This is a genomic window from Flavobacterium sp. N2550 (assembly GCF_025947265.1).
Lineage (GTDB): Bacteria > Bacteroidota > Bacteroidia > Flavobacteriales > Flavobacteriaceae > Flavobacterium > Flavobacterium endophyticum.
On sequence record NZ_CP110007.1, the window covers coordinates 54,590 to 66,479 of the forward strand.

The following is an 11,890-nucleotide window of genomic DNA, read 5'->3' on the forward strand; positions in this document are numbered from 1 at the left end:
TTATTTTATAGAACCAATAATATCGTATTTGGTAATGATATGATGTTTGCCATTTCCTAAATCAACCAACACCGCTTGATTGTCTTTGCTGAACAATTTGGAAACTTCTTCGATCGAAGTTCCAGTTTTTACAATCGGGTAAGGTTTTCCCATGACTTCTTTGATTGGTTTTTCAGCCACATTTTTATCCGAAACATAACTTTGGAACAAATCGGTCTCATCGACAGAACCTACAAAACCATTAATATCGATTACTGGAATCTGAGAAATTTTATACTTACGCATTCTTTCAATTGCATGAGAAACCAATTCTTCGGTACGAACAACCACAAGCGGCTTATCGATATGATCTTTGATTACATCTTCTGCTTTGGTAATATCTTCGTCTAAGAATCCTCTTTCGCGCATCCAGTCGTCGTTGAACATCTTGCCTACATAACGGCTTCCTGAATCGTGAAAAAGAACAACGACTACGTCTTCTGGTTTGAAATGCTCTTTTAATTGCAACAGTCCTTTTATAGCCGACCCTGCAGAGTTTCCGACAAATATTCCTTCTTCCAAAGCAATCTTTCTGGTATAAACGGCCGCATCTTTATCGGTTACTTTTGTAAAACCATCAATTAGCGAAAAATCAACATTTTTTGGAAGGATATCTTCACCGATTCCCTCAGTGATATACGAATAGATTTCGTTTTCATCAAAGATTCCTGTCTCATGGTATTTTTTGAATACTGAACCGTAGGTATCTACTCCCCAAATCTTGATGTTTGGATTTTTTTCTTTTAAGAATTTTGCAACTCCAGAAATTGTTCCTCCAGTTCCAACACCTACTACAAAATGCGTGATCTTGCCTTCGGTTTGTTCCCAAATTTCAGGTCCAGTCTGCTCATAATGTGCCAATGAATTTGACGGGTTGTCGTATTGGTTTACATACCAAGAGTTTGGAGTTTCTTCTGCCAGCCTTTTCGAAACTGAATAGTAAGAACGTGGATCTGTAGGCTCAACGTCAGTCGGACAAACCACGACTCTTGCGCCAACGGCACGAAGAATATCCATCTTTTCTTTTGACTGCTTGTCTGAAATTACGCAAATCAGCTTATATCCTTTTACTATTGCACCTAAAGCCAATCCCATTCCGGTATTTCCTGAAGTCCCTTCAATGATGGTTCCTCCTGGTTTTAGACGTCCATCTGCTTCAGCATCTTCTATCATTTTCACGGCCATCCTATCTTTTACAGAATTGCCAGGATTGAAGGTTTCTACTTTTGCCAAGACCAAAGCATCGACCTCTTTAGTTACCTTGTTTAATTTTACTAGAGGCGTATTTCCAATAGTTTCTAATATATTATTTGCGTATTTCATTTATAATTCGTGATTATTTAAGTCGCAAAGATAGGAACTACAAAATTAATTACGAATTATGAAGCATAAATTATACATTCCGTAATTTCATTAAATTACAGTTTCGCAATAAACAGCTTAAAAAAAATTATGAGAAGAAGTTCCATACCAATCCAAAACGCACGATAAAGTCACGGTAAGGATAATTAGGAGCCGAATAGAAATCATTGCCAGTAAAGCTAGAGTTGAAATGTTCTGCTTTTAGATAGACTCTTGTCTGACGGATTTTAGCATTGATAAAAAAATCAAATGTTGGAAAGCCACCTATTTCTCTTTGATTTTGTATATAAAAATCGCCAATAACCGGATTATAATCATTTGCATAGAATTTAGAAAAATAGCTAAATGTAATTCCGGTCTGCAAAAACAAAGCTTTTTTGAAAAGATGGTCTGAATAGTACAGTGTATTTCTCGTAACCAACTGTGGAACGTTCAAGATATCATCTTCTTGATCTGCTTTTTGGTAAAGAACAGTATTATCAAGTGCCCATTTCCTGAATTTAAACTCTTTAGAGACTTTTAAAGAGATATAGTTAATCGTTTTGGAATATTGGCCTGGTTTTACAGTAAGCGTGTCTGCAACGGTACTTTCATTAAAGAAATACAAATGATTCTTTAAGCTTGAAACCTGCAACGAGGCGCTTGCCCATTGTGTATTCGCGTTAACTGTCAAGCTGTTTATCTTTTCGTTTTTGAAATTATTAGACCAGTTATAATCTACGTAGCTGCTTTGAAAAAGATTAAACAAATGGTCTGGCACTTTGCTTAAATTTTGGTATTGGAAATGCACATTGTTTCTGTCATCAAATTTATACGACAGATTGGCGTCAAGAGTAGACATTTTTTGGTCGGAAATGGAACTTGAAAACAAAAATCTTCCATTCCAATTATTCTTCTGATAAGTATATTGGCCACCGACTACATTAAATTCATCCGACAGAAGGTTTTGTACCGTATTTGTAGGATTCACAATGATGCGATTGTAAAAATAATTATACCTGAAATCTTCTATAAAAAACTGGAACTGTCCGAGCGTGCTGTTCTCATACGTTGCTCCTACTTTATTGTACATACGGTTGTATCTAGTCTTATCGTTTATATTACTAGATCGATAGGATGTTCCAAATCTTGACAACCTAATAGTCCCTTGTGCAGGAGTAGTTATCGTAGTGATAATTGTCGGCTGAGTATATTCGAAAAATTTATTTTCGTAATTAAATTGATGATTAATGTAGAGATTGTTTCCTCCTTTTTCTTTATTAATCCTAAAATAATGATCGAAAAAATAGCGGTTCCCTTTTAGGATCGAAGTAGCATCAAGCGAATATACATCCAATCTGGCTCTATCGTCAAACTCACTATCGCCTCCTTCAAAATCTTCCAGACTTACGATTCCGCCATTTTCGCCATTAGTCAAATCCTGACCCGTAAAATGGGCTTTCAAGAAATACCGTTCGTTTGAAGTATTATAGCTTGTCATGAATTTAAAATTCCCATTGCTCGAAAGCTGATTTACGTACTTTCCGAGCGAACGAAGTCCACGATAGCCTATTGAAAAATTTAATCTTTCGGAAGTATTCAACGTAATAAAAGCATCAATCATCTGGCCTTGTTCCATAACCGTCTTGAAATATAATTCAGTCATCGGAGTGGCAACATTATAATATTTTATGTCATCGACTTCCAAGTAATTGAAATGTTTTCCAGCAAAACCAAAACTTGGATAGGCAGTACTTTTATTAAGTCCGTATTGAAGCGTATTGAATGTCTGTCCTTCATTTGAAAAAGGAAGCAACCCAAAATTATCTTTTCTCAGATAATTAAACTTATATTCTTTTTGAATGGTCAGCGATGTATCTACATACGTAGTATCATGTTGCAAAGTGATTATCTTATACAGATCAATTGTAGCAATCGAGTCATTTTTAGACGGTTCAGCTAATTTAGATTTTTTGGCCTTATTTGTAACAGCGACATTTTCTTTTGTCGGCAAATCTTTCTCTTGTGCAAGCGCAAACAGAGGTAATAAAAATATCGCTACATAAAAAAACTTTGCCATCTAAAAAACAATTTGAGCAAAGATACTTTTTTTAAGTAAAATAAAAACATAAAAAAACCCGCTTTAAAAGCGGGCTTTAGAACATCATATAGAATTATTGTTTGATGAATTTTCTTGTAACCGTTTTATCTTGGCTAGAGAACTTAGCAAAATAAACTCCTGATTGAAGATTAGAAACATTAACAGAATTCGATGAAAAGTCTTTACTTGAAATAACTAATTTTCCTGTAATATCAAAAATAGAGATATCTGACAGCACGATATCATTAGCTAATGAGAAATTAAGATTGTTTGCAACAGGATTCGGATATACAACGATAGAATTATCAGCAATAAAATTATCTCTGTTTAAAGTCAACCCATTATCACTATTTGCAATCAATGCAAATTCTTGCGAACCGTTTACTAAAGTTCCTTTGTGAGTAACTTGAATCGTATAAGTTCCAGCCTGCGCTACATCGATTTCAACTTTTTCAACATTGTCAACTTCGTTATCTGAGTTGCGAGTAGCACCAGAAAATTGATCATCTGGATTCATTTTCCATGGATAGTAAGTAGTACCGTCTTTTAAGATTTTCAAATCCAGATTGTTTCTAAGTCTTGGAACTCTATTATTTAAGGTACCTGCAGTATTTAATGCTCCAACAGGATCTGTCCAACAAATTGTAACTTGTAATTTTTGCGGACCGCTTATGCTAATATTCTTAGTAAAAGTCTGTGCATTTGCCAAAGTATTTTCTTCTAAGATTGTTGTCGTACCTTTACCAGAAATAATTCTAGCAGCTGCTTCAGCATTCGCTAATCCCCATCCAAATTCATAATCAGGACCTGGATTTGCACCTGCCTCACTCGCAGAATGGCAAATTAACCCCCTAACAGTTGCCGCTTTCATGTAAGCTGCATTAATGTTGTTATAGTGTTTTTGTAATAGCACAACCATCCCTGTAATTGCAGGAGCTGCCATAGAAGTTCCATTTAACTCTCCGTAAGCTGTATCAGAGCTGCTCACTGAAGATGACACATTAACACCTTTAGCAGCAATGTCTGGCTTAATACGACCATCATCTGTAGGGCCATAATTACTGAAATCACTCATTACAACACTTCCGGCCCCTGTATAATTCAATACTTCATTTACAGCCGCAACAGTAATTCCGTTTTTTGAAGTTCCAGTTCCAGATAATAAATCATATCCTCCATTCTGAACAACGTGAGCAAAAGACTGATCTCTATCATTACCGGCAGCAATAACAATCTGATAGTAAGGATAAGCATTAGCTAACATATCAATTTCTCTTGAAGAAGTATCGTATTGCCCAAAAAGCCAAACGGGTAATGAGGCAGAAGCATATCCATAGGAATGATTAGAAACCAAGAAACCTTGGCTACCAAAACTAACCATTTCATCATAATCATTATCCCAATCATGAGTAAGTGCTTGTGCTTGATAGGCAATACCTCTACGTGCTCCTAATCCGGCTCCTCTTGCTATAATTGTTCCAGTAACGTGAGTCGCATGTAAGCTTAATGTAGTTGCAGCATCGTTTAATAGTACTCGGCCTGTTTGAAATTCGGTATGTGTATTTCTAACTTTACCGCCATCCCATACACCAGCAGTCATACCAGAACCAGTAATATTAAGACCCAAAGATCCCCCTGGATATAGTGTATTCGTTTTTATGGTCTGAGAAGAACCTGCATTGGAAGTAGTGAAGAATATTGGAATACCATTAAAAATTCGTTGCAAAGAATGTGTTTCACTTTCGACAAATAGATTTTTTGCCTTATAGTCATCAATCAGTTTCTTTTGCTCTAAGCTACGTGCTTTTGAATATTCTTTCAGTTGTTCCACTTCTTTCTTGTCGTAAGAAGTTATAATCTTCTGCCTTTCTTCTGCATTTTGAGAAAAAACATAGACAGGCATTAATAAAAATAGTAGTAATCCCTTCATTTTTAATAGTATTGAATATTTTTAGATTTAACAAATGTAAAATAATAACGAAAGCAATAAAAAAAAAAGCTGTTAAAAAATAACAGCTTTTTAAAATTTTAATTACTAAAAACTAGTAATCTGTATTTTGTTGGATATTTCTATTACCTAACATCTCATCAAGAGGAATAGGCAATGTAAATCTGTGATCAGTAAGAGGCAAACTACAAACAGGAACGTTGTTTTCTTCGCAATCTCTAAAGTATCTGTCGATTGTTACGTTAGCCAAACCACCTAACCTTTTCAAGTCAATGTAACGGTGACCTTCAAAACAAAGTTCGATACGTCTTTCTTTTAGGATATCAGCCCAAGCCTCAGTAGCAGAAGCATAATTTGGAAGAGGCTGAACAAGACCTAGATAGTTTCTTCTATCTCTTATTTGTTTCAAGATAGCAGCTACTGAATTTGTAGCTCCATTTATATTACCAGTTGAAGCTAAAGCCTCAGCTTTGATGAAGTACATTTCAGACAATCTGAAAACTTTCAAATCATTTGTTAAATCACCTCCGGCTTTACCAGGATATTTATCAATCAATAAAACGTCTGCTCCTTTATAATTTGCAACAGTTGCAGGATCAGCAGCAATAACAGAAGTTGGATCAATATAAGCTCTTCTTCTGATATCTCCTTGCTCAAATGTTCCTAACAAGTTGAAAAGATTTCTTCCCATATCGTGGAAAGGACCTCCAGACAAGTTCGTTCTGTTGAAATAGAATGTACCAGCAATACCACCTTGAGCAGCAGGTCTAGCCAAGCTTAAGATAATCTCACCTTGATTAACGTCTGCAAACATTTGACGGTATGGGTTAGTAGTAGTCGCAGTGTAGAAGTTACCTGCTACATAAGGAGTAGCAGCAGTCAAATTCAATCCTGAAGTATTGATTACGATATCAGCATATTGTGCAGCAAGAGTATAGTTACCTCTGTAAGCATACATTCTAGCTCTGAAAGCGTTCAAGAAATTTTTAGATACAAACTTAAAGCTATTAGCTCCAGCTTGGTCAACTAAGTTAGCATCAGCATAAGTCAAATCAGATTCGATTAATGCGAAAACTTCACCGTTTGTATTTCTAGGTAACTCTTCAGTTAATGCAGGAACTCTATCCATCAAGATTACACCCAATGCATTGTCATCTTTGATATTCTCAGAGAAGAAAGAAAGCAATTGGAAGTGACCGAAAGCTCTTAAAGCTCTTGCTTGAGCAACCATAGAATTATACGCAGCTACTTCATCAGCTTCTGGAGTAATTCTAGCGGCACCTCTTAAAAATCTATTTGTATAGTTAATCAAAGTGTAGTGTGATAACCACATAGCAGCAGGCTCAGCTGTTGCACTATTCAATGTATATTTATACAAATCAAGATTTTGACCCGCATTTTGAGAACCTATACCTAATTCATCTGTAAATACAGCACTGAATGCAATCTCATTAGTAATTGTTGCTCTATTGTAAACTTGGTTAAGATACAATTGCATGTCATCTAGAGACTGAAAAGTAACGTTTTCACCGAATTCACCGTCTTGTTCAATACGATAAGCATCCTCGCAAGAAAAAAGCGACAAGCCTATGGCAAACAAAAGTATTAATCTTATTTTTTTCATAATTATCTTTTTTTTTAAAATTGTAAGTCTACACCGAAAGAAATAACTTTAGGAGATGGATATCCTCCTTGGTTGCTAGAGTTTAATCCTTCAACATCAAATCCTCTCCATTTAGACCAAGTCAAATAGTTTTCTAACTGAGTATAGAATTTTACTCCTGAGAATAATGTCTTATCAAGCAATTTAGCAGGGAACTCATATCCAAAAGATAAGTTTCTCATTCTGATATAATCAGCATCAACTAAGTATCTATCAGAGAAAGTCTCAGCAGCATTAATATTTGTAGCTGTTAATGAAGGAACATTAGAACCAGTGTTTGTTGGCGTCCAAGCATTTAAAAGCTCAGAAACTACAGGGCCTGTTCCGATTCCACTAGCTGGATTTGACAAGTTCAAAAGGTCAAAATCAAATCTGTAAATATCAGCTACGAAAGAGAAGTTTGCGTTAACAAAGAATCCTTTGTAAGATGTATTGAAACCAAATCCACCTTGGTATTTTGGGATCATTGATTTTCCAGAATTTCTTCTATCTTCGTTTGTTGGAGTTTCTGTAAGATTATTGTTTCTATCTAAGAACAATAAGTTACCATTATCAGGATTAACTCCTACGTAAGGAACAACAAAATAAGTATTGATTTGGCTACCATTTTGTTGAACAAAATTGTCAGCTACTTGGATAAAATCATTTGCTGGGTTTGGATATACTAAATCAGCCCATTCGTTTTTGTTATAAGAACCGTTTACGAATAAATCCAATTTAAAATCACCTTCTTTGAAAACATCATATCTCAATAACAACTCCACACCACTGTTAATAATACTAGATTGAGTATTAGCAGCGATAGTATAAAGCTGGTTAACAGCTGATACGTAGTTGTCATCAAATAAGTCTATAGTCTTTTTTCTATACACATCTAACGAACCAGATAAACGTTTCCACATTGTGAAATCAATACCCACGTTAGCTTGTTTAGTAGTTTCCCATTGAAGGTCAACGTTTGCAATAGTTGCTACACCAAGTGAAGCTGCGTTGTTATAACCTGCTTGAGAAGAGTTCAAATCTCTTACGTTGTTGTTAGCCAAGTATAGAGGGTTAGCTCCATAAGCCGCTGCCAATACGTTTTGGTTACCTGTAGTACCGTAAGATGCTCTTAATTTTAAAACATCAAAGATTGAGTTTTCCATGAAAGCTTCTTGATCGATGTTCCATCTTGCAGAAACAGACCAGAAAGTACCCCAAGTATTGTCTTGGATAAATTTGTAAGAAGCATCTCTACGAACAGTTGCCTCAACACCATATTTAGAATCATAATCATAACTTGCAGTAGCAAAGTAAGAGAACAATCCAGCATCTCTTTTCAAACCACCAATAATTCTATTATATAATGTAGGTGTTGCTGGGTTGAAAGGAACAAAACCAGTACCTGCTCCTAAAGACCAAGTTCTTGGATCAAGACCTTGTTGTGTCCAGTTTTCAGCTCTTCTGTGAGCTTTGATGTACTCATTAAACACAGATACTTCAACAGTATGTTTATCGTTGAAAGTTTTGTTATAGCTCAACTTGTTAACAAGATTGAAAGAGAAATCTCTATCTGTTTGTTGTTGCTCAATACCACCAAACTGTGCACCTGCTGGTGTTGCAACAATTGCCAAATAAGATTGTGGCGCTCTTGCAAAAAGTCTTTGGTTTAATACATAATCAATACCCATTGTAGTAGTGAAGCTTAATGCATCAGTAAAATTATATGTAGCTGTAGCATTAGCTAAAATTTTAGTCTCTTCGAATGAGCTTGGGATATTTTCAGGATTTAAATAATCCATCAACATGAAAGGATTGATTTCGAAACTTGGCGCTCCAAATTCATCAAACAATTGTTGACCATTCACATACTGCGCTGGGTTTAAATATGGCTGAGAAGCTAAAAGACCTTGTAATGGGTTTTGAAGTGTATTCGCATTAATGTCAGTTCTTGTTTCTTGCTCTAACTGAACCCTTTTAGAGTAAGCAGCAGTTAAATTAGTACCATAAGTAAATTTACCATCTGCAGACTTACCTGTAAAGTTAGTTCTAAAAGTAAATCTTTTGAAACCTGTATTTGGAACAATACCATCTTGGTCGAAATAGCTCAATGACGTAAAGTTTGTCATGTTCTCACTACCTTGAGTAAAGCTAAGGTTATGATTTTTTGAGATTCCAGTTCTAAAGAAAACCTTTTGCCAATCTGTATTTGTACCCCAATATTTAATTTGGTTTTCAGTCAATCCTACTGACAATTCAGGAGTTAATGGAGAATTCCAGCCCGCAACTTGCTCTGGAGTTAACGTTGCACCCATACCAGCACCCACTATGTTCTCCAATGTAAGAAGCTGTTGAGCGTTTGTAAGCTTATAATCGTGATCTTGCAAATTTGTAAAACCTGTTGTAGCAGTGTATCTTACTTTCAATTTTGAATTATAAGAACCTCTCTTAGTTTTTACAACAATAACCCCGTTTGCTCCTCTATTACCATAAATAGAAGTTGCACCGGCATCTTTAAGAACGTCAATACGCTCGATATCCTCAGAGTTGAAACTTCTGAATACGTTTTGGTTAGCAGCAACTCCGTCAATAATGAACAAAGGCTCTGTGTTACCATTCACAGAAGAAAGTCCTCTCAAGATTACGTCAATTTTTGCAGAACCTGGTGAACCAGATGATGTTGCAATATTCAAACCTGCAACCTGAGACTGAAGTGTTTGCAAAAATGAAACGTTAGGTCTTCCTTCCATAGTCTCTGAAGTAATTGTAGCAACAGCATTCGCTGATCTTTTCTTACTTGTAGTTCTATAGCTATCCACAACCACAGTTTCCAAAGAAGTCGCTTCTTCTTGCAAAGCCACATTTACTGAGCTAGAAGCTCCAACAGTTACTGTAGAAGTTTTATGACCTACATACGTAAACACCAAAACCTCTCCCTGACTTGCAGCGATGGAATACTTACCATCAAAATCAGTTTGTGTTCCACGAGTTGTCCCTTTAACTACAACTGCAACGCCAGGCAATGGTAGGCCTTGGCTATCGGTAATTGTACCAGAAATAGTTTTCTCCTGTGCGAACGAAAACTGCATTGAAAACGCTAGTAAAAGCGCAAAAATCCATTTGAACTTCGATCTCATATTTAAATTTATTTGAGTTAGTTATCCTGCAAACTTCTTAATAATTTCTTAAATAAACAAATATTACTCCGGAATAATATTTTTACGAATGTTAAAAAAGACCATTACTTCAGATTTTTGCACATAATCTACCTATTAGATACACAAAAATCAAAAGGTTGCGTTATTTTTTATAGTTTTGCTAAAACGCAGATATGTTACTTACTAGTTATTCCAATTTGACATTTGAATGTGGCACCGACGAAGCCGGCCGAGGATGCCTTGCAGGCCCTGTGACTGCCGCTGCCCTAATACTTCCGGAAAACTTTATCAATGAATTATTGAATGATTCCAAACAGCTTTCAGAAAAAAACAGAGACCTTTTAAGACCTATAATAGAAGAAAACGCGCTTTGTTTCTCGGTAACGCATATTGATCCTATAATTATTGACGAAATTAACATCTTGAACGCTTCGATACATGCCATGCAGTCCTGCATAAAAAAGCTAACTCCCATACCTAATTATATAATTGTAGACGGAAATCGTTTTAAGCCCGTAGAAAACATCCCGCACAGCTGTATCATCAAAGGTGACAGCAAGTACTTAAGCATTGCCGCCGCTTCTGTTTTAGCTAAAACATATAGGGATGAATACATGAATCAAATTCATGAAGAATTTCCAATGTATAATTGGAAACAAAACAAAGGTTACCCGACAAAAGAACATCGCGAAGCCATACGAAACTATGGCACCACAAAATACCATAGGATGTCATTCCGACTGTTGCCAGAACAATTAGAAATCGATTTTCAAGAATTTTAGACTGTTTCTTTTTGGAAAGCCACAAACTGAGATTCGAAAAGCTCGGTAAAATGCTTCTTGATCTTTTCTTTCACTTCGGCCACATCTACTTCTTCAACACCAAGTTCGACATTTAAAGAAGTTACCGCCTTCCCTCTTATTCCACATGGGATAATATTATCAAAATAGCCCAGATCAGAATTTACATTCAAGGCAAACCCATGCATCGTAACCCAGCGGGAAGCACGAACGCCCAAAGCACATATTTTTCTAGCAAATGGCGTCCCGACACCCAACCAGACTCCTGTCTCGCCTTCGCTCCTAGTGCCTGTCAAGCCATAATCAGCCAAAACCCGAATAAAGACTTCTTCTAAAAAACGCAGGTATTTATGGATGTCTGTGAAAAAATTCTCCAAATCCAAAATAGGATAGCCCACGATCTGCCCTGGCCCATGATAGGTGATATCGCCGCCTCGGTTGATTTTATAAAAAGTAGCCCCTTTGTCTTCTAGCTGCTTTTCGCTCAACAGCAAATTGCTCAAATCGCCACTCTTTCCTAACGTATATACATGCGGATGTTCTACAAAGAGAAAATAATTTGGAGTTTCTAGTTCCAACTCTTCTCTTCTGTTCCTGATTTTTAGATCCAGTATGTCCTTGAACAAATCTTCTTGATATCCCCAAGTTTCTTTATAATCTTTTTGACCTAAGTCTAGAAGTTGAATTTTTTTGTTCATTTCAATTTAACCTTTTAAGAATACAAAGTTACAAACTAAAATGCCATGATCTATAAAACTCATTCCTTACTTCTAAACCACAAAATCACACCTGATTGTCAGATATTTAAATCTTTTTATATATTTACAATAACGTAATATTAACATTAACCCCTAAAACTTT

At 35.9% G+C, this 11,890-nt stretch carries 7 protein-coding genes; 1 reads left to right on the top strand and 6 read right to left on the bottom strand.

Annotated features, from left to right (window positions below):
- From OLM56_RS00235 to OLM56_RS00255, 5 genes are all read right to left on the bottom strand, one after another.
- A complete protein-coding gene (locus OLM56_RS00235) occupies positions 1–1,362 on the bottom strand; it encodes a pyridoxal-phosphate dependent enzyme (protein WP_264527917.1) in 1,362 nt (453 codons plus the stop codon).
- 127 nt (positions 1,363–1,489) lie between these two features.
- Positions 1,490–3,460: a putative porin gene (locus OLM56_RS00240; protein WP_264527918.1), complete on the bottom strand. Its 1,971-nt coding sequence runs from the start codon at positions 3,458–3,460 to the stop codon at positions 1,490–1,492.
- Positions 3,461–3,554: 94 nt separating this feature from the next.
- Positions 3,555–5,411: a S8 family serine peptidase gene (locus OLM56_RS00245; RefSeq protein ID WP_264527919.1), complete on the bottom strand. Its 1,857-nt coding sequence runs from the start codon at positions 5,409–5,411 to the stop codon at positions 3,555–3,557.
- A gap of 112 nt (positions 5,412–5,523) precedes the next feature.
- Positions 5,524–7,053: a RagB/SusD family nutrient uptake outer membrane protein gene (locus OLM56_RS00250; protein WP_121375072.1), complete on the bottom strand. Its 1,530-nt coding sequence runs from the start codon at positions 7,051–7,053 to the stop codon at positions 5,524–5,526.
- A gap of 14 nt (positions 7,054–7,067) precedes the next feature.
- Positions 7,068–10,208, bottom strand: coding sequence for a SusC/RagA family TonB-linked outer membrane protein (locus tag OLM56_RS00255; protein ID WP_121375073.1), 3,141 nt, complete (start codon positions 10,206–10,208; stop codon positions 7,068–7,070).
- 194 nt (positions 10,209–10,402) lie between these two features.
- On the opposite strand from OLM56_RS00255, the gene OLM56_RS00260 reads away from it, so the two are divergent.
- Positions 10,403–11,011 carry a ribonuclease HII gene (locus OLM56_RS00260; protein WP_264527920.1) on the top strand — a complete coding sequence of 203 codons (609 nt, stop codon included), beginning with the start codon at positions 10,403–10,405 and terminating at the stop codon, positions 11,009–11,011.
- On the opposite strand, the gene lipB is transcribed toward OLM56_RS00260, so the two are convergent.
- Positions 11,008–11,727 (bottom strand): lipoyl(octanoyl) transferase LipB, encoded by a 720-nt coding sequence (gene lipB, locus OLM56_RS00265; protein WP_264527921.1) that lies wholly within the window; start codon positions 11,725–11,727, stop codon positions 11,008–11,010. The genes OLM56_RS00260 and lipB overlap by 4 nt on opposite strands.
- Between the last annotated feature and the right edge of the window lie 163 nt (positions 11,728–11,890).

Coding starts and splice junctions, on each gene's coding strand:
- OLM56_RS00235 (WP_264527917.1), bottom strand. CDS start 1,362: ATGAAATACGCAAATAATATATTAGAAACTATTGGAAATACGCCTCTA.
- OLM56_RS00240 (WP_264527918.1), bottom strand. CDS start 3,460: ATGGCAAAGTTTTTTTATGTAGCGATATTTTTATTACCTCTGTTTGCG.
- OLM56_RS00245 (WP_264527919.1), bottom strand. CDS start 5,411: ATGAAGGGATTACTACTATTTTTATTAATGCCTGTCTATGTTTTTTCT.
- OLM56_RS00250 (WP_121375072.1), bottom strand. CDS start 7,053: ATGAAAAAAATAAGATTAATACTTTTGTTTGCCATAGGCTTGTCGCTT.
- OLM56_RS00255 (WP_121375073.1), bottom strand. CDS start 10,208: ATGAGATCGAAGTTCAAATGGATTTTTGCGCTTTTACTAGCGTTTTCA.
- OLM56_RS00260 (WP_264527920.1), top strand. CDS start 10,403: ATGTTACTTACTAGTTATTCCAATTTGACATTTGAATGTGGCACCGAC.
- lipB (WP_264527921.1), bottom strand. CDS start 11,727: ATGAACAAAAAAATTCAACTTCTAGACTTAGGTCAAAAAGATTATAAA.